Origin of the sequence: Micromonospora sp. NPDC049836, from assembly GCF_044465125.1 — a bacterium.
Taxonomy (GTDB): Bacteria; Actinomycetota; Actinomycetes; order Mycobacteriales; family Micromonosporaceae; genus Micromonospora.
In genome coordinates this window covers 62,995-87,698 of sequence record NZ_JBITLH010000012.1, presented here as the reverse complement: position 1 = coordinate 87,698, position 24,704 = coordinate 62,995, and the positions used below count along the sequence as shown (strand labels likewise).

The following is a 24,704-nucleotide window of genomic DNA, read 5'->3' as shown; positions in this document are numbered from 1 at the left end:
GCCCGCACGCCATTGACCTGGTGTTTCCTGCCCGCGCCACCGGACCGGCGCCCGACCTGTTGCCGCCTTTGCTCTGCAGCCACGGACGCAGCACTCACGCTCCGTCGAACGCTGCGCCGGTGGCTGCCGAGCAAAGGCACCGGACCACCCGCCCGTCGAGCGATGGGCGCGACTACATTCGGTAGCCGTCAGCGCATACCGAACCGGGTGAGGGGTGCGGCCGTCCTGCCGTCGTGGCGGGGCGCGGCGGTCGAGTGAGCGGGGTCGGACATACTGGTCCGCCGTGGATCTGAATGACTATCAGCGTGGTGCCCTGCGTACCGCCGCTCCACGCGACCGGGCGAACGAGCTGCTCCACCTGGTGCTCGGGCTGGTCGGCGAGTCCGGTGAGATCGCCGAGAAGTTCAAGAAGTGGGTCCGCGACCACGACAGCGACGAGTCGCGGATCGACCGGGCCGACATCGCGAAGGAACTCGGTGACGTGCTCTGGTACCTGGCGGTGCTCGCGGACTATCTCGACCTGTCGCTGGACGACATCGCGACGGCCAACCTGGCCAAGGTCGCCAGCCGCCAGAGCCGGGGCGTGCTGGGTGGCAGCGGCGACAACCGCTGACCGGCCTGACGTCCGAGGGCAAGCCACCGAGGACCGGGCCAGAAGCGGAGGAGCGGCGCAATAGTCGAGAGCCGGGGCTCGGGAGCCGAGAGCCGGGATTAGAAGCCGTGGGCCGGGGGTTGACTTCGCCCCCGGCCCTTGGCCTCGCGTTTGCGGTCAGTCGGCCAGCGCGCCTGCCGCCCGGCCCTCGTGCAGGGTGAGGTTCCGGCCGGTGGCCGGGTCGAACAGGTGGATCTTCTCCAGGTTGAACCAGACCCGGCGTTGTTCGCCCTCGCGTACCGGCGACTCGGCGGAGAGCCGGGTGACCAGGTTCGACCCCGCGCCGCTGAAGTCGGCCGCGCCGGCGTCGGCGGCCAACTCCTCCAACTCGGCGGCGGTGGCCCGCTCGCCCTCGACGGTGAAGTAGACGTACTTGTCGGAGCCCATCGACTCGACGATCTCGACGGGAGCGTCGAACTCCATGCCCCGCCGGCGGGTCTCCTCGTCCAGCAGCTCGGCGTCCTCGAAGTGCTCGGGTCGGATGCCGAGGATCAGCTCCCGGGGCGCGTCGGCCCCTTCGAGCTGGCGGCGGATCCGGTCCCCGATCGGCACGTCGCCGAGCGCGGTCCGCAGCCGGCCGTCCGCGACCGCGGCGTGCAGGAAGTTCATCGACGGCGAGCCGATGAACCCGGCCACGAACAGGTTGCGCGGGTGGTCGTAGAGCTCCTGCGGCGGGCCGACCTGCTGCACCGCGCCGCCCCGCATGATCACCACCCGGTCGCCGAGGGTCATCGCCTCGGTCTGGTCGTGGGTGACGTAGACGGTGGTGGTGCCGAGCTGCTTCTGCAGCCGGGACACCACGGTACGCATCTGCACCCGCAGCTTGGCGTCCAGGTTGGACAGCGGCTCGTCCATCAGGAACGCCTTGGGCTGGCGGACGATCGCCCGGCCCATCGCCACCCGCTGCCGCTGCCCACCGGAGAGGTTGGCCGGCTTGCGGTCCAGCAGCGCGGTCAGCTCCAGCACCTTCGCCGCCTCGTCGACCTTCTGGTTGATGGTCTCCTTGTCCAGCTTCGCCAGCCGCAGGGGGAACGCCATGTTCTCCCGCACGGTCATGTTCGGGTAGAGCGCGTACGACTGGAAGACCATGGCGATGTCCCGCTCCCGGGGCGCCTTGTCGTTCACCCGCTCGCCGCCGATGCGCAGCTCACCGGAGCTGATGTCCTCCAACCCGGCGATCATGTTCAGGGTGGTGGACTTTCCGCAGCCCGACGGGCCGACCAGGATCACGAACTCGCCGTCGGCGATCTCCAGGTCGACGTCCCGCACCGCGGTGGTCCCGTCCGGGAACCGCTTGCTCACCTTGTCCAGCACGATGTCAGCCACTGCTACCACCTATCCCTTGACTGCGCCGGAGGTCAGGCCGGAGACGATGCGGCGCTGGAAGAAGAGCACGAACAGGATGATCGGCACGGTGATCACCACGGCGGCGGCGCAGATCGCCCCGGTCGGGTCCTCGAACTGCGACTCACCGGTGAAGAACTGCAGCGCCACCGGCACCGTGCGGGACCGCTCGGTCGAGGTGAGCGTGATCGCGAACAGGAAGTCGTTCCAGCAGAAGATGAAGACCAGGATGGCCGTGGTGAACACGCCGGGCGCGGCCAGCGGCGCGATCACCCGCCGGAACGCCTGGCCCTGGGTGGCGCCGTCCATCTTCGCCGCCTTCTCCAGGTCCCACGGGATCTGCTTGAAGAACGCCGACAGCGTGTAGATCGCCAGCGGCAGCGCGAACGTGATGTACGGCAGGATCAGCCCCGGCCAGGTGTCGAAGATGCCGAGCTGCCGTTCGATCTCGAACAGCGGCGACACCAGCGACACCTGCGGGAACATCGCGATCAGCAGCGAGACGCCGACCAGCACCTTCTTGCCGGGGAAGTCCAGCCGGGAGATCGCGTACGCGGCCATCGTCCCGAGCACCACCGCGATGGCGGTGGCGATCAGCGCGATGCCGATCGAGTTGATCAGGGCCCGGACGAACTGGTCGGTGTCGAAGATGGTCCGGTAGTTGTCCAGGGTCCACTCCCGCGGCCAGAACTTGCCGTCGGTGAGCGTGGCCGAGGTCTTGAACGACAGCGAGGCGATCCAGAGCACGGGGACCAGCGCGAAGACGACGACCACGACGTCCAGCAGGCCCCAGCGCACCTTCGCCCGGGTGGTGGTTTCCACTGCCATGTCAGCGCCTCTCCCCGTCGTCGCTGCCCGGGGCAGCGGTGCCGAACAGCTTCACGAACACGAACGCGATGATCGCCACGGTGAGGAAGATCAGCACCGACATCGTGGAGCCGATGCCGAGGTTCAAGCCCCGGATCAGGTTGTTGTAGGCGAGCATCGACACCGACGAGGTCTCGTTGGCGCCTGAGGTGAGCACGAAGATGTTGTCGAAGACCCGGAACGCGTCCAGGGTGCGGAAGAGCAGGGCGACCAGGATGGCCGGCTTCATCACCGGCAGCATCACCTTGGTGAACCGCTGCCACCCGGTCGCGCCGTCGGTGGAGGCCGCCTTGAGCAGGTCCTCGGGCACCAGCGCCAGCCCGGCCATCAGCAGCAGCGCCATGAACGGGGTGGTCTTCCAGATCTCGGCCAGCATGATGATCGCCAGCGAGCTGGCCCGCTCGGTGAGCGGGGCGCTGCCGTCGAGGAGGTTGGCCAGGTAACCGGTGCCGGGCGTCCAGGCGTACCGCCAGGAGAACGCGGCCACCACCGTGACGATGCCGTACGGGATCAGCGCCGCGGTGCGGACGATGCCCCGGCCGATCAGGGTCCGGTGCATGATCAGGGCCAGCGCCATGCCGAGCACCAGCTCGACCACGACGGTGACCACGGTGATCAGGGCGGTCACCCCGAACGCGGTCCACCAGAACTGGTTGGTCAGCACGGTCACGTAGTTGTCCAGCCCGACGAACTCGCGCTCGTCCGGGAAGCGCAGGTCGAAGCGCTGCAGGGACAGCCAGACCGAGTAGAGGATCGGGTACGCGGTGACCAGCACCATGACCAGGGCGGCGGGCGCGCAGAGCAGCCAGCCGAGGCGTCGCTCGGCCCGCTTGTTCTCGCTCAGCGGCGGCCTGGGCCGGCGTCCGGCGCGCTGGCCGGGCACCGCGGCGTGCCGGCCGGTGGGGCGTTCGGCCTCGGCCGCGACGTCCGCGCCGGCGGGTGTGGCGTTGATGCTCATGCGGTCACCTCCGGACGGTCGTCGGCGAAGCGGTGACGGGTGGTCACGGCAGGACCCCCTTCGACTCGAGGGCGTCGGCGATCGCCGAGCGCAGCTCGTCCGCGGTCTGCTCGGGCCGGATGCCGGACGGCGGCGACAGGATCGCCGACATCACCGTGGAGATGCTCTGGTACGCGGGGGTCAGCGGCCGGACCGCCGGCTCCTTGAGCTCCTCCAGGATGGTGTCCTTCATCGGGTACGCCTTGTCCATCTCCGGGTCGTCGTAGACCCGCTCGATGGTCGGCGGGACGCCGTCGTTGACGGCGGAGAACTTCTGGTGCTCGGCGTCGCGGATGCACTTCGCGGCCTCGAAGGACTCCCCCGGGTGCTTCGAGTAGGTGCTGACCGCCAGGTTGACCCCGCCGATGGTGACCTTGCTCGGGGTGTCCGCGTCGACGCCCGGCACCCGGGCCCACTTCACCTTCTGCGCCAGCTCCGGGTTCGCCTCCTGCATGGCCGGATACACGAACGGCCAGTTGACCTGGAAGGCGCCCGTGCCGGACTGGAACTCCAGCCGGACCGGGTCCTCGGTGGCGTTGGTGAACGACGGCGACGTCACGCCCGACGTGGCGAACTTCTTCAGCTGGTCGAGCGCCCGCACGGTGCCGGCGTCCATCACGGCCCGCTTGCCGTCGTCGCTGAGGATCTTGCCGCCGGCGCTCTCCGCGAGGGTGTTGTAGAGGACGACCAGACCCTCGTACTGGGCGCCCATGGTGAGCACCTGGTACGGCTTGCCCTGCTGCTTGAGCTGCTGGGCCGCGCTGATCATCTCGTCCCACGTCTTCGGCGGCTCCGGCACCAGGTCGGTGCGGTACCAGAGGAGCTGGACGTTGGTGTTCTTCGGCGCCGCGTACAGCTTGCCCTCGTAGCGGGCGGTGTCCAGCGGGCCGGCGAGGGTGCCCTGCTCCACCTCCGCCTTGTCCTGGCCGGTCCACTCCCGGATCCAGTCGGCGCTGGCGAACTCCTGGGTCCAGGTGATGTCGAGGCCGAGCACGTCCATGCCGCTGTCCTGCGCGGCGAGCCGGCGCACCATCTGCACCCGCTGCTCGTCGGCCTGCCGGGGCAGCACCCGGTAGACGATCCGGTAGCGCCCGTCGGCGCGGGCGTTGCAGTCGTCGACCACCTTCTGCAGGTTCTGCTCCGGCGGGTAGTACAGGTTGATCGTCGGCGGGCCGCCGTCACCGCCGGAGCCGCAGGCGGCCAGCGGCGCCGTCAACGCCAGTGCGGCGGCTGCCGCCGCCGCACGCCGTGCCGGTCGCCGCCGTCGCGCGGCCCTGTCGGGGTCTGTCGTCATCGCCCTCCCCCTTCCGTTGGCGAAGAGCCGGGGAGGTCACCCGTGCCCCGGCGCACGGCGAGACGGTCGGGACACCGGCCACGCACCGTTTCGCCCGCGCCCCGGGCGTTTCGTGCGCTGGACAGTGCCCGACCTGCGACGTCGTGAAACGTGGCGGTCACGGGACGGACACCACAGGTCACCTGGTGGGACGGCGCACACGCGCGACGGACCGGCCGAGGCCGGGGCGGGGCCGAGCGGAGCAGGGTCGGCCGGGCGTCGGGGGGCCCGGCGGCCGGGCACCCGGTGCCGCGCGGGCCGGGCGGGCCGGGCGGCCGGCGCACGTCCCAGGCTGTGGACGGTGAGGCTACCCAGCGTGCGCCCCGGTGGGTTAGCGTCAGGTCTGCTCCGCAGCCAGCGCGTCGCCGTCGAAGTCGATACGCCTCCGGCCGACCCCAGCCCGCCCGATCGGTTGGTTCTCGCGCGAACATCCCTCTGCGGTCCCACCGGTTGGGCAGGATCAGCCCAACGAGGAGGTGCCGTCGTGCAGGACACCCGCGCTCTCGCCCTGACGTTCGAGGTGAGCGGCCTGCCCCCGGTCAAGACCGAGGCCCTGTCCCTCTTCGCCGCCGGGCACCGGCAGGCGACGAGGGTCCGTGCCCTGCTCCAGGCCGCCTGTACGGCGGCCCAGCGCACCGGCTGGACCCCGCTCGCCGGTCCGGTCGAGGTGGACGTGACCCTGCGCTGTCCGCCCGGGCACCGCACCTCCGACGCCAGCACGCTGCTGGGCGGGGTCTGCGCGGTGCTCCAGGACAAGAAGCGGGTGGCGAACATCGGCCTGGCCCATCTCGGGGTGCTGGTCGACGTCGCCCTCTACGGCGACGACCGGCAGATCCGCCGGCTGGCGTACGCCGAGGAGCCGGCCGAGGACTTCTCGTACCAGGTCCGGGTGGCCGCCGTGCCGACGGCGGTTTGACCGACGGCCGCGGTGGGGTATCGCGGACGCCGATGAAGGGAGCGCCGATGTCGGAGCCACATGTCACGCTCGATCCGAGAGGGCTGGATCCGGTGCAGCAGAAGCTGCGCGGCCCGCTGGAGGATCAGCTGACCTCGGCTTTGCAGGCGGCCGCCGATCGGATCCGCGCCGACTACGCGGACGAGCCGGTCGAGGAGGTGTGCCGTCGGCTGCTCGACGAGACCCGCGCCGGCCTGCACCCGGACATCGCCGCGGGGTTCAACCCCGACATGGACGAGTTCTGCCGGGTGGCCGTGGCGATCGTCCGGGGCGAGATCTCCTGAGACAGGCGTGCCGCGCCCTCCGCGTCGATCGCCGGCGGTGAGCAGTGTGGCCGCCGGCACCGCGTCCGGTACCGGCGGCCTGAGCGCCCGCCCGCGTCAGCGCCCGACGGCGAACTGCGTCGCGACCGACCGGTTGCCGAGTCGATCCGCGGCGACCACGTACAGCTGGTGCTGCCCCGGCTCCAGCCCGCTCACCGGGATCTCCGCCGTGTGCTGCACGGCGCCGACCGAGGGCGAGCCGGTGCCGACGGGCGCGTCCCAGGAGTAGTCGAACCGATCGACGCCGGCCGCGTTGTCCGACAACCGCACGAGCAGCGGCTCCCCCGCGCTCGGCTGGGCGGGATAGCGGGTCACGCCGCCCGAGTTCCAGCGCACCACGATGTCGTCGCGGCCGCCCGGGACGAACGATCCGCAGACCACGTCCACCGCGTCCGACCAGGCCCCCGCCGACCGGAACGGCTGAGAGCCGCCGATGCCGCCGAACCCGGTGCCGGGGTAGAGGAAGGCGCTGCCCGACTGCCAGCGGACCAGCAGGTCGTCCCGGCCGTCCGCGTTGAGGTCGCCCGCCGTCATGCCCCGCGCGTCCGACCAGCCGCCGCTGTCGGCGCCGCGCAGCACGATGCTGTCGCCCACCCCGCCGGCCCCGTCGCCGGGATAGAGAAAGACGCTGCCGGCCGTCCACCGCACCACCAGATCCGCGCGGCCGTCCCCGGTGAACTCCCCGGAGATCATTTCCACCGCGTCCGACCAGGCTCCCGCCGGTCGGACCGCGTGCGGAGGCCCCAGCCGGCCGGCGCCGTCACCGGGATAGAGGGTGACCCGCCCGTCCTTCCAGCGCACGGCGAGATCCCCCCGCCCGTCGCCGGTGAACTCCCCGACCGCCAGATCGAGTGCCTCCGCCCAACTGCCCGAGTCCGGACGGTCGATGCGGAGACTCCCGCCGACCCCGCCGGTGCGGGTGCCCGGGTACAGGAAGAGGCTGCCCGCGTTCCATCGGACAAGCAGGTCATCGGTCCCGTCGACGGTGAGGTCGCCGGAGGTCACGTCGACGGCGTCCCACCAGCCCGGGCTCCGGTCGGCCGTGGTGACCAGACTCGGTCCGCCCAGCCCGCCTGCCGACGCCGGGTAGACGTACGCGCCGGCCCGGTCCGGCAGCGTGCCGGGCTCGGGAAGGTTCCACCGGACCAGCAGGTCGTCCGACCCGTCGCCGGTGACGTCGACCGCGGTCTGGTTCGCCATGCGGTTCCGACCGTCCTTGTCGGCGGGCTGCAGAACGATGCTGTCGCCCAGGGCAGCGGGGCCCGTCCCCGGATACAGGAACAGGCTGCCGGCCTGCCACCGGACCAGAAGGTCGGCCCGGCCGTCACCGGTGAGGTCGCCGGCCGTGACATCGACCGCGTCGCTGAACGTGCCGGCCGGCTTCACGACGGTGGAACCGCCCAGCCCACCGGCCCCGGTTCCCGGATAGAGGAAGAGGCTCCCGGCGCTCCACCGCACGAGGAGATCGTCCCGGCCGTCACCGGTGAACTCCCCGGCCGTGACGTCGACCGCGTCCGACCAGCCGCCCGCGCCGGCCGGTCGCAGCCGCACCGGCGTCCCGAACCGGGTGCCGCTCCCGCCGGGGAACAGATCCACCGCCCCCGTCCACCAGAGCACCACCAGATCCTCGTGGCCGTCGCCGGTGAACTCGCCACCCACCATCTCCCGGGTTCCCGACCAGCCTGCCCGGTCCGGGGCGACCAGTGGCGTCGTCCCGGACTCGAGGGCGGGCGCCGCGGGGGCGACCGTGTCGTCCGACCACGTCGCGGTGCCGTACAGCAGCAGGTGGTCCTGCTTGCTGAGCCCGGTGTCCCGGACGCCGTCATTGGTCCAGACGAGCCGGTCGGCGGTGCCGAAGAGGTAGTCGAACTTCACCGTGGTCGCGGGGTCCGGGGGCGTGCCGGCGCCGAGCGTCGTGGCCGGGCCGGACCGGCACGCGGTCAGGCCGGTGCAGTTGGGCGTGAAGTGGGTGCGGTCCCGCTCGGCGGCCTCGGTGTACCGCCCGAGGCCACCCTGCCCCCGGTAGAAGTGGCTCATGTTCCGGTCCTGCGGGGTGGCGTTGAAGTCGCCGCCCAGGATGACCGGCAGCCCTTGGGCCCACCCGTCGATCTGGGCAGCGGCCTGGGCAGCGCCGCCGTCGACGAGGTCGGGGCCGAGGTGCACGTTGCAGACCAGCGCAAGCCGGCTGGTCACCTGGGCCTTCACACAGAGCATGGCGCGTACGTCCGCCGTCTCGCGGTGCAGTTCGCGCAGCGGCGTCGAGTAGACCTGCTGCACCGACGGCGCCCGCACGAAGGTGGCGAGGCCGAACCTGGTATCCGAGCCCCACTTGCCACAGCCGTAGTGGTCGGCGCGGAACGTCAGCCAGGTCGCCACGTACCCGGTCAGCCGCTCCTCCAGCGAGGTCTTCTGCCCGAAGCACATCTCCTGGAACAGGGCGACGTCCGGGCTCTTGGCCGTGACCTCCTGTGCCAGCCGGTCGGCCCAGGTGCCCGCCGCCAGATCGGACCGGCAGGTGTCGATGTATCCGCCGCAGACGTTGAAGGTGAGCACGCCTATCGAACCGCTCCCGGCGTGCGCCGGCCCGACGGCCGCCACCGTGCCGGCCAGCACGCCGACCAGGAGCGCCAGCAGCCGACGCCAGCCGTTCACGGTGGTGTGCCGCACGGCGGCCAGGTGATCGTCGATCATGGCGCATGCTTGCACGAACCGGGCCCGGCCGGTGCCCCGGCGCCGTGGCGCGCCCGGCGCCGGCGTTCGCCGCTCAGCCGGTGAGGGCCAGGGACTTGAGCACGACCAGCGTGACGAGCAGCAGCGCCAGGGCGACGACCGCCGCCACCTGCACGGCCGTCCGCCGCTTCGCCGGCGCGTAGGCGATCCCGACGGCCGCCAGGCCGCCGGCCAGCAGGCCGCCCAGGTGTCCCTGCCAGGACGTCCAGCCGGCGGAGAGCACCATCCAGATCAGGAACGGGATGATCACCCGGCTCGGCTCGATCGGGTGGTGGTGCAGCCGCCGGGCGAGCACGACGTAGCAGCCGGCCAGCCCGTACACCGCGCCGGAGGCGCCCACGGCACCCTGGTGCGGGTCGATGAGGAAGCCGAGCACCGAGCCGCCGAGCGCGCCGAGCAGGTAGACCGCCAGGAACCGCGGCCCGCCGAGCCGTTCCTCGACCACCCGACCGAGCAGCCAGAGCCAGTACAGGTTGAACACGATGTGCAGGATGCCGAGCACGCCCTGGGTGGGCAGCAGGTGCAGGAAGGCGGAGGTGATCAGGCGGTACCACTCGCCGTGCGCGATCCCGATGAGCCGGTAACCCGGGTAGTCGCCGCCGTCGTCGACGTACCGCTGGCCGGCGTCGTCGACCAGCGCGGTGCCGATGCTGTCGAACTGGTCGAGGATCGCCGGGTGGGCCAACTCCAGCAGGTAGGCCAGCACGGTGAGCGCGATGAGCGCGTACGTCACCACCGGGCGGCTGGTCGGCCGACCGCCGAAGACGGTCCGGGCCTGCCGAACGGTGCGGTTGTCCTCGCGTACGCAGTCCGGGCAGCGGTGCCCCACCGGGGCCTCGCGCATGCAGTCCGGGCAGATGTGCCGGTCGCAGCGGGCGCAGCGCAGCAGCGTCTCCCGCCGGGGGTGCCGGTAGCAGGTGGTCCGCCCGTCCTCGGCGGGAGGCGGGTTGGTGCTGATGGTGTCCATGTCGTACGCGGGTCCCCAGGTCGGGCGTCGGGTGGGACCGGAGGCTACCCCGACCGGCCGGGCGCGCGCATCGGCCGGTCCGGGCAGCCGGCGGGTCAGTAGCGGTCGAGCACCGCGTAGGGGCCGAGCACGATGCGCGGGTGGGCGGCCGGGTCGAGCCAGGTGAGCACGCCGACCAGGTGCTCGTGGGAGAGGCTCACGCAGCCGGCGGTCGGGCCCGACGGGGTCGTGCTGAACTCGTGCAGGAAGATGCCGCTGCCGGCGCCGGGGACCGGCTTGGGCACGTTCGGCGCCATGTTGTAGGTGATCACCGCGAAGTGGGTGTACGCGGGCCGCTCCTGCCAGAGCGCCTCGCTGTAGCCGCCGGGGTTGGTGGTGGTGTGCTGGAAGGTGTTGTAGGCGGACGAGTCCGGGTTCTCGTTCCACCAGTCGTTGGTGACGATCGGGTGGTAGGGGTAGCGGACGCCCGGGTTCGCGGCGATGCCGTACATGGTCGGGCCGAAGGAGTAGACGCCGGTGGGCGTGGTCGCGACGCCCTCGACGTGGTTGTCGCTGAAGCCCTTGGCGCCGATCCGGGCCGGCAGCGGCGCGGACACGGGTCGCCAGCGATGGCCGACCTTCCGGAACGTCTCGAGCGTCGCGGAGGTGGTGGTCCAACTCGTCGCGCCGACGATGACCACCTGCGTGGTCTCCTTCGGCAGCGTGCTCAGCAGCGAGGCACGGTTCTTGGTGACCACGCCGCCGCGGGGCAGGGCGGGACTGGTCTCGCCGACGTCGGGATCGGTGACAGCCGCCGCGGCGGGCGTGGCGCCGCCGGCGATGACCGGCGCCACGACGCCGGCCGCGGCGCCGATGATGAGGGATCTCCGCTTCACCCGGACGATCCTGGCACTTCGCCCGGGATCCCGGTGCCCCGTGAAGAGTGACTTTTCTGCCCCGGCCCGAAAGGCGTGTCGATGTAACGCCAGGCCGGCGAGGCACGCCCGCCCGTCGGCGGGCACAACGCACCGGCGACGTACCGGGCCGTGCCCGCAACGGCGCCCGAAAAGCCGGATGGGTCAGGACCGGGTCCGCAACTCCCCGGTCCTGACCCCAGCCGTCCGGCGTGGTAGCGGTCTCCGCCGTCGCGAGCGCCGGCAGGCGTGGCACGCCGCCACGCCGGGCTCAACACGGCGAGCCGGCCCGCCTGCACTCAGCTCCACGGTGCCCAACTACCGGACTTCGGCGCGTTCCCGACTCACCCCGAAGAGCCGTGAACGCCGGCTCAGGTTAGGCATCGCGTCGCAGGCCGGACAAGGTTTACCGGGCTCGCCGGAATGTGATTGATGCCAAGGTCGAAAACCGGCATGTCGGCGTAACGGGGTCAGCCGACCTGGCGCTGTTTGTCCTCGAGGCGAGTGGTGCGCCGGGCCTCCGGTCGGGGCCCGACCAGAGCACCCGCGGCGGCCGCCCCGGCGATCAACGCGACCGCCGCCAGGTGCAGCAGCCGCACCCCGGCCGGCGCCGCGACACCGGCCGCCGGCAGGCCCGGCAGCACCAGGCAACCGAGCGCGGTGACCGGCAGCGCCACCGCCCAGAAGACCGCGGGACGGGCCGGCGGCACGGGCGGTCGTACCCCGTCCACGATCTCACCCCGGCGGGCGGCCCCGACGGCCAGGGTGAGCACCACGAGAGCGCCGCCCAGCGAGCCGATCACGTCCGCGAACTGCCACCAGTACAGGCCGGTCGCCGCGTGGAAGTCCGCGACGCCCAGCAGCCGGGGCAGCCGCTGGGTGTGGGTGAGCCGGTCCCACGCGACGTGGCTGGCCGCGCCGATCAGCGCGGAGCAGGTGGTGACCTGCCACGGGTGCCGGACGGCGCCCAGCGCGGCGTGATCGCGCCAGCCGAAGAGGCGCCCGCCGGGCAGGTGCACCGCGATGCCGGCGATCACCCGGCGGACGATCCAGGCGTACGCCAGCGCGACCGGCAGGCACCACCAGAGCAGCCCGCCGAGGGTGTGGGTGCGCAGCCCGGGGTCGAGCCGGGTGCCGGTGAACAGGTAGCCCACGTCCGGGGCGACCGCCCCGGTGGCCAGCGCCACCCCGTCGAACCAGTGCGGGCGCCACAGCTTCAGCGGCAGCACCGGCGCCAGATGCGACGGGAAGGTGAGCGGCACAGCTCGGAGGTTACCGCCAGCTCAGAAGTGTTGGACCAGGTCAGGGAAGGCGGCCAGGCGGATCACCCGGTGGTCGGTCGGGTCCAGCTCGTCGTGCTCCAGCACCCAGGTGTTCTGGTTCGGGATGAAGACCGCGTTCATCCCGGCCGCCCGCGCCGGCCGGATGTCCGAGCGGGGGGAGTTGCCGATCATCCAGGCGGCGGCCGGGTCGAAGCCGTGTTCCCGGGCCAGCCAGCGGTACGTCTCGACGTCCTTCTCGGGCACGATGTGCGCGGCCCCGAAGTGGTGCAGCAGGCCGCAGGCGTCGAGCTTGCGCTGCTGCTCCTCCCGGTCGCCCTTGGTGAGCAGCAGCAGCTCGTGCCGGGTGGCCAGGTCGTCCAGCGTCTCCGCGACCCCGGGCATCAGCTCCACCTGGTGGCCGGTCAGCGCCGCCGCCAGCTCGTCGATCTCGGCGCGCTCGGCCGCGGTGGCCGGGCGCGACCGCAGCTTCTCCAGGCATTCGCCGAGGCTGCGCAGGAAGACCTTGCTGCCGTAGCCGTGCGCGACCGCGTTGGCCCGCTCGATGTCGTCCAGCACGGCCCGGATCTCGGCGCGGTCCAGCGTCGGATGGTCCAGCCAGGCGAGAAAGTCGTCGATCACCCGCTCGAAGACGACGTTGTTCTCCCAGAGCGTGTCGTCGGCGTCGAAGACCAGCACCGCCGCGTCCCGGCCGCGTGCCATCACGAACCCCTCCCCGGTGTCGGTGGACCGGGACACGCTACAGCGCCCCGACGACGGCGGCAGCCGGGTTTTCGACGGCGGGTGGCCGCGCGGGTCAGCGGCGCAACGTGAGGATCAGGTCGGCCACCAGGGCGGTCCAGCCGGTCTGGTGCCACGCCCCCAGCCCGGCGCCGTTGTCGCCGTGGAAGTACTCCGGGAAGCAGAGCAGGTCGCGCCAGTCCGGGTGGGTCTGGAACAGCTGGGCCGCGCCGTAGATGGGCCGCCGGCCCCAGCCGTCCCGGGTGAACAGCGAGATCAACCGGGCGGAGAGATCGTCGGCGATCTGGTCCAGGGTCCTCTTCACCCCCGAGCGGGTCGGGTACTCCACCTGGAGGTCGTCGCCGAAGAAGGCGGCGTAGTCGCGCAGCGCGCTGATCAGCAGGAAGTTGGTCGGCATCCAGATCGGCCCGCGCCAGTTGGAGTTGCCGCCGAACAGGCCGCTGGTCGACTCGGCCGGCTCGTAGCCGACGCTGAACTCCTGCCCGCCCAGGCTGACCGTGAACGGCTTGTCCAGGTGCGCCCGGGAGAGGGTACGCAGGCCGTACTCGGAGAGGAACTCGTCGGTGTCGAGCATCCGGGCGAGCAGCCGGACCACCTGCTCCGGGCCGACCATGGACAGCAGCCGCTGCTGGCGGCCGTCCGGGCCGAGCCGGCGGGCGCCGATCACCTCGGCGTACTCGGGGCGGTTGGTGAGGAACCAGCGCAGCCGGGCGCCCAGCTCGGGCAGGCGGCGCAGGGTCCGCGCGGTGAGCCGGGTGACCGCGGCCAGCGGCAGCAGCCCCACCACCGAGCGGACCTTCAGCGGCACCTTCGTGCCGTCGGGCAGCCGCAGCACGTCGTAGAAGAAGGCGTCCTCGTCGTCCCAGAGCCCCTGCTCGTACGCGGCCGCCGCGATGTACGCGAAATGCTCGAAGAACTTGGTGGCGGTGTCCACGTACGCGCGGTCGTGCTCGGCCAGCACGATGGCCATGTCGAGCAGGTTGAGCGCGTACATGGCCATCCAGCCGGTGCCGTCGGACTGCTCCAGCGTGCCGGCGACCGGCAGCGCGGCCGAGCGGTCGAACGGTCCGACGTTGTCCAGCCCGAGGAAGCCGCCCTCGAAGACGTTGTTGCCGCCGGTGTCCTTGCGGTTGACCCACCAGGTGAAGTTGAGCAGCAGCTTGTGCATCACCCGGGCGAGGAACTCGTGGTCCCGGCCGCCGTCGATCTCGAAGACCTTCAGCGCCGCCCAGGCGTGCACCGGCGGGTTGACGTCGCCGAACGCCCACTCGTACGCCGGGATCTGCCCGTTGGGGTGCAGGTACCACTCACGCAGCAGGAGCAGCAGCTGCTGCTTGGCGAAGCCGGGATCGACCCGGGCCATGGTGACGCAGTGGAAGGCCAGGTCCCAGGCCGCGTACCAGGGGTACTCCCACGGATCCGGCATGGAGATCACGTCGAAGCTGTTCATGTGCCACCAGGCGCTGTTGCGCCCGTGCCGGCGGCCGGCGGGCGGCGGCGACGAGCCGGGGTCGCCTTCCAGCCACCGCTTGACGTCGAAGTGGTAGAACTGCTTGCCCCACAGCAGCCCGGCGATCGCCTGCCGGGCGACCAGGGCCTCGTCGGCGGTGGCCGCGGCCGGGACGACGCCCGCGAAGAAGCGGTTGGCCTCGGCGCGGCGGGCCCAGAGCACGGCGTCGAAGTCGTCACCGAGCTCCGCCGGGGGCGGCGGGGCGCTCGCCGGCGGCGGGGCGGTACGGGTCAGCCGCAGCCGGATCTGCCGCTGCCCGCCGGCCGGCACGTCCAGCACGTAGTGCAACGCGCCCTTGGTGCCTGCCCGGTCCGGGTTGACGGTGGCCGCGCCGGTCACCACGTGGTCGTTGATGCCGTCCTTCGGGTACGGCGACCGGCCGGGCAGCCCCCAGAGCCGCTCGGCGTTGGTGTCGTTGTCGCAGAGCAGCGGGGTGGGCTCGCCCTCCCCCTCCAGCAGCAACTGGCCGAGCACCCAGTGCTCGCCGAGCAGCCGGGCGCCCGCGCCGGGGGACGCGCCGGCCGGCGTGCCGACGATCCGGGGCACCCGGTCGCCGCCCGGCAGTCCCCAGGCCCAGGTGTTGCGGAACCAGAGCGTCGGCAGCACGTGCAGGGTCTCGTCGGTGTCGCCCCGGTTGGCCACCGTGATCAGCACGCAGAGATCGGTCGGGGACGCCTTGGCGTAGTCGACGGTCACCGCCCAGTACCGGTCGTCGTCGAAGATCCCCGTGTCGACCAGCTCGTACTCGGTGTCGTCCCGGCCGCGCAGCGCGTTGACCGCGACCAGCTCGTCGTACGGGAAGGCGGCCTGCGGGTAGTGGTAGCGCCAGCGCATCCACGAGTGGGTGGGGGTGGAGTCCTCGTACCACCAGTACTCCTTGACGTCCTCCCCGTGGTTGCCGCCGTCCCCGCCGAGGCCGAACATCCGCTCCTTGAGGATCGGGTCGCGCCCGTTCCACAGCGCCAGGGCGAAGCAGAACGTCTGCCGGTCGTCGCAGACGCCCGCCATCCCGTCCTCGTTCCACCGGTAGGCTCGGGACCGCGCGTGATCGTGGGGAAAGTAGTCCCACGCCGTGCCGTGCTCGCTGTAGTCCTCCCGTACCGTCCCCCACGCCCGCTCGGACAGATAGGGACCCCATGCGCGCCAGTCCTGCTCGCCGGCGTCGGCCTGGGCGAGCCGGTGCCGCTCGGGGTCGGGGTTCGCGGAGGTCGGACGGTCAGTGATCACCTGCACATCTTCGACGCCGCCGGGGTACATCACCACAGCGGCCATTGTCGTCGTGGCGCGTTACACCTCGCGGGCGGTGGAGGAAAGTTGATCGACATTCGGTTCGGACCGCAGGTCTGCGGCGACCTCGCCGCCGGCGCGTCCAGGGAGTGGCTGGTCACCGACGGGCGCGGCGGCTACGCCATGGGCACGGTCAGCGGCCTGCGCACCCGCCGCTACCACGGGCTGCTGGTGGTGGCCGGTCAACCGCCGGCGTCCCGCCGGGTGGGACTGGTCAGCCTCGACCCGGCGGTGACCCTGCCGTCCGGGACCCGGGTGCGGCTCGGCGCCCACGAGTGGGCCTCCGGGGTGGTCGACCCGCGCGGGTTCGAGCTGCTGGAACGCTTCGACCTGACCGACGGGGTGCCCCGCTGGCGGTGGCGCGTCGGCGACGTGGTGATTGAGCGGGAGATCGCCATGGCGTACGGCCGGTCCTGCGTGGCCGTGGTGCACCGGCTGGTCTCCGGCGGGCCGGTCCGGCTCGACCTGGCGGCCGCCTGCACCTGGCGGGACGCGCACGGCGAACGCCGCGCCGACGGTCCGGCCCCGCGGCTGGACCCGGTCGCCGGCGGGGCGGTCATCGAGGGGGCGTTCCGGTTGGCCGGGCCGGACTGGACGCCCGAGGGGCAGTGGTGGCTCGGGGTCCACCACCGGGAGGAGGCGGCGCGCGGGCTGCACCCGGACGAGGACCTCTGGTACGCCGGCCGGTTCTCCGCCTCGCTGGACGAGCCGGGCGCCGAGCTGTCCGTGCTGGCCTGGGCGGACGACCTCGCCGAGGAGCCACCGCCGGCGACCGCGCTGGTGGCGGCGGCCCGGCGGCGGCACCGCGCGGTGGTGGCCGCCGCGAAGCCGGACGACGAGGTCGAGGCGACCCTCGCCCTGGCCGCCGACGCGTTCGTGGTCCGCACCGCCACCGGGCCGGACGTGGTGGCCGGCTACCCGTGGTTCGGCGCCTGGTCCCGCGACACCATGACCTCCTACGAGGGGCTGTTCCTGGCCACCAACCGGGCCGACGAGGGGCGGGAGCTGCTGCGCGCGTACGCGGCGACGCTGTCGGAGGGGATGCTGGCGAACACCGCCGACACCGGGCGGGTGGAGCACAACACCGTCGACGCGACGCTGTGGTTCCTGCACGCGGTGAGCCGGCACGTCACGTCGACCGGCGACACCGACCTCGGCGCGGAACTGCTGCCCGCGCTGCACGCCGTGGTGGCCGCGCACGTGGCCGGCACCCGGTACGGCATCGGCGTCGACCCGGCCGACGGGCTGCTCACCCAGGGCGGCCCGCCCGACGTGGCACTGACCTGGATGGACGCCCGGGTGTACGGGGTGCCGGTGACCCCGCGTACCGGCAAGCCGGTGGAGGTCAACGCGCTCTGGGTCAACGGGCTGGCCGGGCTCGCCGAGCTGACCGAGCTGACCGAGCTGGCCGGCGGGGACGCCGGCGGGCTGCGCACGCTGCACGCCCGGGCGGCCGGGTCGTTCCGGGAGCGGTTCCCGGGGCCGGCCGGCTGGCTGCACGACGTGGTGGACGCGCCCGCCCCGGCGTACCCGCTCGGCGGGGCGGCGCACCACGACGACGACCTGCTCCGCCCCAACCAGCTGCTCGCGTGGTCCCTGCCGTACGCCCCGCTGGAACCGGACGAGGCGACGCTGCGGCGGGTCACCGAGGCGCTGTTCACCCCGCTCGGCCCGCGCAGCCTCGCGCCCGGCTCCCCCGGCTTCGTCGGCCGGCACCGGGGCGGCCCGGCCGAGCGGGACTCCGGCTACCACCAGGGCACCGTCTGGCCGTGGCTGACCGGGCCGCTCGTCGACGCGTACCGCCGGGCCGGGCTGCCCGTCGACGACCTGCTGGTCGGGCTGACCGGGCACCTGACCGAGTACGGCCTCGGCTCGGTCAGCGAGACCGCCGACGGGCTCGCCCCGCACGCCGCCACCGGCTGCCCGTTCCAGGCCTGGTCGGTGGCCGAGCCGCTGCGCGTCTGGCGGCCCCGCCGGTAACCCGTTACACACCGGCAACCAGCGTGTCTCCGCTGGTTATCGACCTCTCGGCAGGATGGGCGGCGACCCCACGACGGACCCGGCGCGGTGCGGCCTGGGGGCGCGAGACACAACTCAAAGGGGGCCGCATGTCAGCTGACGCCGCAGTGTTCGACCTCCAGCCCACCCGGCACCAGCGGGTGCTGATGCTGTCCTGGGAGTACCCGCCCGTGCTCGTGGGTGGCCTCGGCCGCCACGTGCACGCCCTCTCCGTGGCCCTGGCCGCCGCCGGCCACGAGGTCACCGTCGTCACCCGGCACGCCGACGGCGCACCCCTGGAGGAGTACGCCGACGGCGTGCGGATCGTCCGGGCGGCCGAGGACCCGGTCCGCTTCCCGCTGGCCACCGGCTCGCTGCTGGCCTGGACGATGGCCTTCAACCACACGCTCACCCGGGCCGCGCTGCGGGCCGCCGGCGCCGGCGGCTTCGACGTCATCCACGCCCACGACTGGCTGGTCGCGCACACCGCGGTCACCCTGGCCGAGCACCTCGACCTGCCGCTGGTCAGCACCATCCACGCCACCGAGGCGGGCCGGCACCAGGGCTGGCTGCCCGGGGAGATGAACCGCACCATCCACGGCGTCGAGCACTGGCTGAGCAACGCCTCGGCCCGGGTCATCGCCTGCTCCGGCTACATGCGCGACCAGGTGGCCCGACTGTTCGAGGTGCCGACCGGGCGGGTCGACGTGGTGCCGAACGGGGTGGACGGCCGGGCCTGGCACGCCCGCCCCCGCGCGGTCACCTCCGCCCGGGCCCGCTTCGCCGGGGACGGCCCGCTGGTCGGGTACGCCGGCCGGCTGGTCTACGAGAAGGGCGTGCAGCACCTGGTGCACGCCGTGCCGGTGTTGCGGCGACGCCATCCGGGGCTGCGGGTGGTGATCGCCGGCGACGGCCCGTACCGGCAGGAACTGGTCGACCAGGCGCGGCGGCTGCAGGTCGGCGAGACGGTCCGGTTCGCCGGTTTCCTGGACGCCGGGCAGCTCCCGGCGGTCCTCGCCGCCACCGACGCCACGGTGATCCCCAGCCTGTACGAACCGTTCGGCATGATCGCCCTCGAGGCGGCCGCGGCCGGCGCGCCGCTCGCGGTGGCGGCGACCGGCGGGCTGGCCGAGATCGTCGAGCCGGGCGTGACCGGGGTGACCTTCCCGCACGGTGACCCGGACGCCCTGGCCGGCGCGGTCGACCAGCTGCTCGGCGACGAGGTCTTCGCCCGCCGGGTGGCCCGCCGCGCCCGCAGCATGGTGGCCGAGCGGTACGGCTGGGCGACCATCGCGGCCCGCACCGCCGGCAGCTACGCCACCGCCAGCCGCGACCACGACGGTTTCCAGGCGCGCCGGGCCGCCACCCTGCTGGCCGGGAACCGTGCGGCCATCGCCATCCCGGACGGCAATCTGCTGACCGGTGCCGCGAGCTGACCGGGACGGCCCTGACGGGCGATAGGTACCGCCCGATCCGTTGGCTATTGTGGACCTCCACCAGCGGTGAGGAGAGCGGTGCAGCAGGTAGTGATCGCCGGCCGGTACCGCCTGCTCGAACTGGTCGGCCGCGGCGGGATGGGGCGGGTCTGGCGGGCCCGCGACGAGACGCTGCACCGCGAGGTGGCGGTGAAGCAGGTGCTGCCGCCGCAGTGGCTCGCCGCGAACGAGCGGGACGAGCTGCGCCGCCGTACGCTGCGCGAGGCCCGCACGGCGGCCCGGCTCAGCCATCCCAACGTCGTGCACGTCTACGACGTGGTCCAGGTCGACGACGATCCCTGGCTGGTCATGGAGTACGTCCCGTCCCGCTCGCTGCAGGAGCTCGTGGACGCCGAGGGGCCGGTCGACCCGCGCCGGGCGGCCGGCATCGGGCAGGCGGTGCTGGCGGCGCTGGGCGCCGCGCACGGGGCCGGGGTGCTGCACCGGGACGTGAAACCGGCCAACGTGCTGCTGGCCCGGGACGGCCGGGTGCTGCTCACCGACTTCGGGTTGGCGGTCTTCGACGGCGGCGACGGCCTGATGACCCGACCCGGCCTGGTCCTCGGCTCGCCGCAGTACGTGGCCCCGGAGCGGGCCGCCGAGGGGGTGTCCAGCATCGCGGCGGACCTCTGGTCGCTCGGCGCCACCCTGCACACCGCCGTGGAGGGCCGCTCGCCGTACGCCCGGAGCACCGCGATGGCCACGCTTGCCGCGCTGGCCAGCCAGCCACCCGATCCGGCCCCGCACGCCGGCCCGCTGGAGCCGGTGCTGGCCGGCCTGCTGCGCCGCGACCCGCGTCGGCGGCTGCGCCACGACGAGGCGGCCCGGTTGCTGGCGGCCGCCGCCGCCGGTGTGGTCATCCGGCGCGTACCGGCGTCGGCGCGTCCGGACGCCCCGACCTGGGACGGCGCGGGCACGGCCGCCACCCCGCCGGCCGGCGGGCCGCCCGGGGCGCGGCCGGCGGCCGCCGCCCCGGCCTGGAGCCGAGCGGCCGGGCTGACCGGCCCGGCCGCGGCCACCGGCCCGGACGCCGGCCTCACCACGACCAGCCCGCCGCCCGCCGCCGGCCCGACAACGAGCGGGCCGGCCGATCTCCGCCCGGCGGCGAGCGGCCCGGCCGACCACGGTCCGGCGTCGAGCGGGCCGACCAACCTCGGCCCGACAACGAGCGGCCCGGCCGACCACGGTCCGGCGGCAAGCGGGCCGACCAACCTCGGCCCGGCGGCAAGCGGGCCGACCAACCTCGGCCCGACAACGAGCGGCCCGGCCAACCTCGGCCCGGCGGCAAGCGGGCCGACCAACCTCGGCCCGACAACGAGCGGCCCGGCCAACCTTGGCCCGGCGGCAAGCGGGCCGGCTGGTGCGGCGGCGGGCGGGCCGGCCGGCGGCGACAGCCCGGGCGGGCGCCGACAGGCGCTGGTGCGCCGCTGGGCGCTCGCCGCGGGCGCGCTGGTGTTGGCGGTGGCCGCCGGGGTCGGCACCGCGCTGGCGGTCACCGACGAGCCGGACCGGCGGGCCGAAGCACCGACCGGGACGCCGAGCGGTGAGCCGTGGCAGCGCGGGCCCGGCCTGCCGGACGGCCACGGCGCACCCCCGCCCCCACCGTTTCCCTGCGTCCGGCCGGACCCCGCCGGCGAGCCGGTGACCGCGGGGAAGTCCTCCCCGGGCACCGACGGCGAGCTGCCCCCCGGCTGGGTCTGGTACGCCAACGCGACGTTCCGGGTCGCCGTGCCGGCCGGCTGGCGGTACCTGCGCTCGGGCAACACCACGTGCTTCCAGGACCCGGTGACCAACCGGATCCTGGGGGTCGAGCCGTACGTCGGCGGCACCGACCCGGTCGAGGAGCTGCGCTCGGCCGAGCGGGACCTGGTCGGCGGGGGCCGGCTGCCCGGCTACGAACGGGTGCGCCTCGCCGCGGTCGACGGTGGCGCCGAGTGGGAGTGCCGGTGGTCCGCGCCGTACGGGGAGCGGCTGCACGCGCTGCGGGCGCTGCCCCGCGACGGCGGGACCTGGACGCTGGGCTGGACCACCTCGGACCGCGACTGGGCGGCCGCCGGCGCCCAGCTCGCCGTGATCCGGCGCAGCTTCCGGCCCGGTGGCGCGACCCGCTCGGCGAGCTGACGCCGCAGCGTCCCATCACCGACACAATCCCCGGGCCGGCCGGGCCAGCGGGACATACTGCCTGGTGAACGGGTGGGTCCGGGGTGGGCAGCGGGACGCCTTCCCCAGTGGACCGTCCGGGTGATGCCCCACGACCCGATGGCTTGACTACAGTGGCGTAGTTTTGTCGATCAAGATCTCTGGGGAGGGCGAGCCGACATGATGGGACCGTCCCACGCGCTGTCCGGCGCGGCGGTGTGGCTGACCGGCTCCTGGGCGCTGGACCAGTTCGCCGACTACCACCAGACGCCGCTGGCGCTGGCGGTGGGCACCGCGGTCTGCGCCGGCGGGGCGCTCTTTCCCGACCTCGACCTCTCCGGCAAGGTCACCCGCAACCAGGGTGGCGCCACGGTGGCCCGGACGTTCGGGGTGTTCAGCCTCTTCATCGCCGAGGTCGTGGAGAAGATCTCGCTGGGCGTCTACTACGCCACGAAGCTGAGCAAGGACCCGCGCCGCAACAACGGGCACCGCACGCTGACCCACACCCTCCCGTTCACGTTCCTCGTCGGCTGGGGCACCACGGCGCTCTGCGGCCACTTCGGCAAGTGGGCGGTGGTCAGCATCCTGTTCTTCATGATCGGGCTGGCGCTGCGCGGTCTGTTCGACGAGTGGGCCGAACGGGCCGGCTGGGTGATCGTCACGCTGGCGTCGGCCGCCGCCGCCTGGTTCACCTTCGCCAACCTGCCCGGCGACCGGGGATATCCACTGATCGGTCTGGCGGTCGGGGTGGGCTGTTTCGTGCACATCCTCGGCGACATGATCACCCGGGCCGGGGTGCCTATTCTCTGGCCGATCCCGATCAGGCGCCGGATGTGGACGATGGTGGGACTGCCGAACGCCATCGCGTTGCGTACCGGCAGCAAGGGCGAGACGATCGTGCTGCGCGCGGCGCTGACCGTGCTCGCGGTGCTCGCCGCGGTGGGGCTGGTCGCACCCTCGGTGCTGCAACGCTTCAACATTGAGATGTGACGGACCTGCTGGACGGTGGCGCGGGGCCGGCGGACGGTAACCGGCCGCCGGCCGAGGATGCGGCGGTGCCGCGGTTCTGGCGGCAGCTGGGGCTGCCCGGCCTCGCCGACGTGCACACCCATTTCCTGCCGCCCCGGCTGCTGCGCAAGGTGTGGGCGTACTTCGACGCGGCCGGCCCGCTGGTGGGCACCGAGTGGCCGATCCGCTACCGGTGGGACGACGACGCCCGGGTGGCGCACCTGCGCCGCCTCGGCGTACGGGCGTTCACGGCGCTGGCGTACCCGCACCGGCCCGGGATGGCCGCGTCGCTGAACCAGTGGACGCTGGACTTCGCTGCGCGGACGCCGGGCTGCCTGCCCTCGGCGACCTTCTTCCCGGAGCCGGGGGCGGCCGGTTACGTCGCGGACGCGCTGGCCGGGGGCGCGCGGGTGTTCAAGGTGCATGTGCAGGTGGGCGGCTTCCCGCCGACCGAGCCGGGGTTGGACGCGGTGTGGGGGCTGCTGGCCGAGGCCGGTGTGCCGGTGGTGGTGCACGCCGGGCACGCCCCGGTGGGCACCGCGCACACCGGGCCGGCGCCCTTCGCCGCGCTGCTGGCCCGGCACCCCCGGCTCGCCGCGATCGTGGCGCACCTGGGCGCCCCGGACTACGGCGCCTTCCTCGACCTGGCCGAGCGGTACCCGCGGGTGCGGCTGGACACGACGATGGCGTTCACCCCGTTCTTCGACCGGCTCGAACCGTTCCCGCCCGCCGAGCTGCCCCGGCTGCGCGCGTTGGGGCTGGCCGGCAAGGTGCTGCTGGGCAGCGACTTCCCCAACATCCCCTACCCGTACGCGGCGCAACTGACCGGGCTGGCCGGGCTGGACCTGGGCGACGATTGGCTGCGGGCGGTCTGCTGGGGCAACGCCGCCGCGCTGTTCGACCTGCCGCCCCACCTGGACGGCGGGGCGCGAGGCCCCGGGGTGTGACGCTGGGTGACGGGTGTCCGCCGCACCGGCGGAACGCCCAGAAACTCACTGCGCGTCACCTGGTTCGTCGACGGGCGCGGCGGGCTGTCGCCGTCAGGCGCCTGACCAGGACCATCGTCGGAACGGCGCGAGCAGGCGTCCCTGTCCTCGCCCGCGAACAGCCACCTCACCGCCGCGCCGGCATCGCCTACGGACAGTGACCGGATTGCCGTCGACGACCGGCCGAGCCAGGGACGACGAGCACGACGCCGCAGCCACACCGGGCGGGAGGGCGAGCACGACGCCGGCGGCCGGCGAGAACCGCGCGGGTGGCCCCGCCCCGGGGGCCGCCCGCCGCAGTGGGCAGGCGGCTCCCGGCGGGCGGAGCGGGCGGGGGTCAGCCGGCGAGGACGTCCCGCAGCGTGCGCGCGAACGCCTCGGGCTGGCCCGGGAAGCCGGACTCCGGGCCGAGGAAGCCGCCGTGGCCGCTCGGGAACACGGTGGGCCGCTGGCCGAGCAGTTCGGCCAGGGCCTCCGAGGTGCGTCCGGTGAAGATGTCCGCGGACTCCTCGCCCACCGCGATCACGATGCGGGTCGGGGCCGCGGTCAGCGCCGCCACGTCCGGGCGGTAGCTGCTGACCGCCCAGGACTGGTCGGAGAGCAGCGGGCTGTCGCGGGTGCCGTCGTCCTCGGTCGGCATGCCGAACTGGGCCGGGTCCGGGGCGGGCTGGGCGAAGTAGGCGTCGGTGTACTCGCCGCGCCACGACGTCATGGCGATGAAGGCGGCCATGCCGGCGTTCGACCCCTTCGCCTCGTAGACGTCCCGGACGGCGCCGCGGGCGCGTTCGGCGGCCGCGGCGTCGGGCAGGACCGGGATGACGGGCGGCTCGTGGGCCACCAGCGTGGTCACGTCGTCGGGGAAGGCCGCCACCAGCGCCAGCGCGGTCACCGCCCCACCGCTGCTGGCGAACATCTCGACCGGCCCCACGCCCAGGGCCTCGATGAGGGCGTGGATGTCGGCGGCCTGGACGTCCGGGTCGTGGTCGGTCCGGCCGTCCCGGCGGGTGCTGCGGCCGAGGCCGCGCGGGTCATAGGTGACGACGGTGCGGTCGGGGAAGTACGACGCCAGGGTGGTGAAGCCGCTGGCGTCCATGGGCTGGCCGATCATGAACAGCGGGGGGCGAGCGTCGGCGGTGGGCAGCGGGCCACGCACGTCGTAGACAAGGTCGGCCCCGGCGATTGTCAGCGTGTGGGTGTTCGTCATGTCGGTGTGGACTCC

General features: G+C 73.4%; 19 protein-coding genes. 8 read left to right on the top strand and 11 right to left on the bottom strand.

The annotated features are described in order from the left end of the window. The first annotated feature begins 283 nt into the window (after positions 1–283). On the top strand, positions 284–613 hold the full coding sequence (locus ACIBPB_RS27015; RefSeq protein ID WP_046565873.1) for a nucleoside triphosphate pyrophosphohydrolase family protein: 330 nt from the start codon (positions 284–286) through the stop codon (positions 611–613). A 156-nt stretch (positions 614–769) separates the two neighbouring features. Here ACIBPB_RS27015 and ACIBPB_RS27010 read toward each other — a convergent pair whose 3' ends face one another. Genes ACIBPB_RS27010 through ACIBPB_RS26995 form a run of 4 tightly spaced genes read right to left on the bottom strand, consistent with a single transcriptional unit; the run spans position 770 to position 5,154 of the window. Beyond that, positions 770–1,978: a sn-glycerol-3-phosphate ABC transporter ATP-binding protein UgpC gene (locus ACIBPB_RS27010; protein ID WP_357319467.1), complete on the bottom strand. Its 1,209-nt coding sequence runs from the start codon at positions 1,976–1,978 to the stop codon at positions 770–772. A 9-nt stretch (positions 1,979–1,987) separates the two neighbouring features. Next, entirely contained in the window at positions 1,988–2,824 is an 837-nt protein-coding gene (locus ACIBPB_RS27005; RefSeq protein WP_357319464.1) for a carbohydrate ABC transporter permease, read from the bottom strand. Between the two features lies 1 nt (position 2,825). After that, on the bottom strand, positions 2,826–3,821 hold the full coding sequence (locus ACIBPB_RS27000) for a carbohydrate ABC transporter permease (protein WP_396842239.1): 996 nt from the start codon (positions 3,819–3,821) through the stop codon (positions 2,826–2,828). 43 nt (positions 3,822–3,864) lie between these two features. Further along, positions 3,865–5,154, bottom strand: coding sequence for an ABC transporter substrate-binding protein (locus ACIBPB_RS26995; RefSeq protein ID WP_396842238.1), 1,290 nt, complete (start codon positions 5,152–5,154; stop codon positions 3,865–3,867). A gap of 523 nt (positions 5,155–5,677) precedes the next feature. Between ACIBPB_RS26995 and ACIBPB_RS26990 the strand changes: the two genes are divergently transcribed. Both ACIBPB_RS26990 and ACIBPB_RS26985 read left to right on the top strand, forming a co-directional pair. After that, positions 5,678–6,109 (top strand): hypothetical protein, encoded by a 432-nt coding sequence (locus ACIBPB_RS26990; protein ID WP_396842237.1) that lies wholly within the window; start codon positions 5,678–5,680, stop codon positions 6,107–6,109. A 47-nt stretch (positions 6,110–6,156) separates the two neighbouring features. Further along, complete coding sequence (locus ACIBPB_RS26985; protein WP_396842236.1) at positions 6,157–6,432, top strand: hypothetical protein; 276 nt, start codon at positions 6,157–6,159, stop codon at positions 6,430–6,432. Positions 6,433–6,528: 96 nt separating this feature from the next. Here ACIBPB_RS26985 and ACIBPB_RS26980 read toward each other — a convergent pair whose 3' ends face one another. The 6 genes from ACIBPB_RS26980 to ACIBPB_RS26955 form a co-directional block, all read right to left on the bottom strand. Continuing rightward, positions 6,529–9,162: an FG-GAP-like repeat-containing protein gene (locus ACIBPB_RS26980; RefSeq protein WP_396842235.1), complete on the bottom strand. Its 2,634-nt coding sequence runs from the start codon at positions 9,160–9,162 to the stop codon at positions 6,529–6,531. Positions 9,163–9,235: 73 nt separating this feature from the next. Beyond that, a complete protein-coding gene (locus tag ACIBPB_RS26975; RefSeq protein WP_396842234.1) occupies positions 9,236–10,168 on the bottom strand; it encodes a rhomboid family intramembrane serine protease in 933 nt (310 codons plus the stop codon). 95 nt (positions 10,169–10,263) lie between these two features. Then, the gene (locus tag ACIBPB_RS26970) at positions 10,264–11,043 is read right to left on the bottom strand and encodes a L,D-transpeptidase (protein WP_396842233.1); all 780 of its coding nucleotides are present in this window, start codon (positions 11,041–11,043) and stop codon (positions 10,264–10,266) included. A 488-nt stretch (positions 11,044–11,531) separates the two neighbouring features. Beyond that, a complete protein-coding gene (locus tag ACIBPB_RS26965) occupies positions 11,532–12,323 on the bottom strand; it encodes a DUF4184 family protein (RefSeq protein ID WP_396842232.1) in 792 nt (263 codons plus the stop codon). 21 nt (positions 12,324–12,344) lie between these two features. Continuing rightward, complete coding sequence (locus ACIBPB_RS26960) at positions 12,345–13,043, bottom strand: HAD family hydrolase (protein ID WP_396842345.1); 699 nt, start codon at positions 13,041–13,043, stop codon at positions 12,345–12,347. 94 nt (positions 13,044–13,137) lie between these two features. Next, complete coding sequence (locus tag ACIBPB_RS26955) at positions 13,138–15,864, bottom strand: MGH1-like glycoside hydrolase domain-containing protein (RefSeq protein WP_396842231.1); 2,727 nt, start codon at positions 15,862–15,864, stop codon at positions 13,138–13,140. A gap of 42 nt (positions 15,865–15,906) precedes the next feature. On the opposite strand from ACIBPB_RS26955, the gene ACIBPB_RS26950 reads away from it, so the two are divergent. The 5 genes from ACIBPB_RS26950 (at position 15,907) to ACIBPB_RS26930 (ending at position 23,446) form a co-directional block, all read left to right on the top strand. Continuing rightward, positions 15,907–17,859, top strand: a complete 1,953-nt coding sequence (locus tag ACIBPB_RS26950) for an amylo-alpha-1,6-glucosidase (protein ID WP_396842230.1) — start codon at positions 15,907–15,909, stop codon at positions 17,857–17,859. Between the two features lie 128 nt (positions 17,860–17,987). Further along, positions 17,988–19,313 carry a glycosyltransferase family 4 protein gene (locus ACIBPB_RS26945; RefSeq protein WP_396842229.1) on the top strand — a complete coding sequence of 442 codons (1,326 nt, stop codon included), beginning with the start codon at positions 17,988–17,990 and terminating at the stop codon, positions 19,311–19,313. Positions 19,314–19,391: 78 nt separating this feature from the next. After that, positions 19,392–21,473: a protein kinase gene (locus tag ACIBPB_RS26940; RefSeq protein ID WP_396842228.1), complete on the top strand. Its 2,082-nt coding sequence runs from the start codon at positions 19,392–19,394 to the stop codon at positions 21,471–21,473. 198 nt (positions 21,474–21,671) lie between these two features. Next, positions 21,672–22,481, top strand: a complete 810-nt coding sequence (locus ACIBPB_RS26935) for a metal-dependent hydrolase (RefSeq protein WP_357319413.1) — start codon at positions 21,672–21,674, stop codon at positions 22,479–22,481. Between the two features lie 5 nt (positions 22,482–22,486). Beyond that, positions 22,487–23,446 carry an amidohydrolase family protein gene (locus ACIBPB_RS26930; protein WP_396842343.1) on the top strand — a complete coding sequence of 320 codons (960 nt, stop codon included), beginning with the start codon at positions 22,487–22,489 and terminating at the stop codon, positions 23,444–23,446. Positions 23,447–23,822: 376 nt separating this feature from the next. Here the strand turns inward: ACIBPB_RS26930 and ACIBPB_RS26925 are convergent, their stop codons facing one another. Continuing rightward, the gene (locus tag ACIBPB_RS26925; protein WP_396842227.1) at positions 23,823–24,689 is read right to left on the bottom strand and encodes an alpha/beta fold hydrolase; all 867 of its coding nucleotides are present in this window, start codon (positions 24,687–24,689) and stop codon (positions 23,823–23,825) included. Positions 24,690–24,704 lie beyond the last annotated feature (15 nt).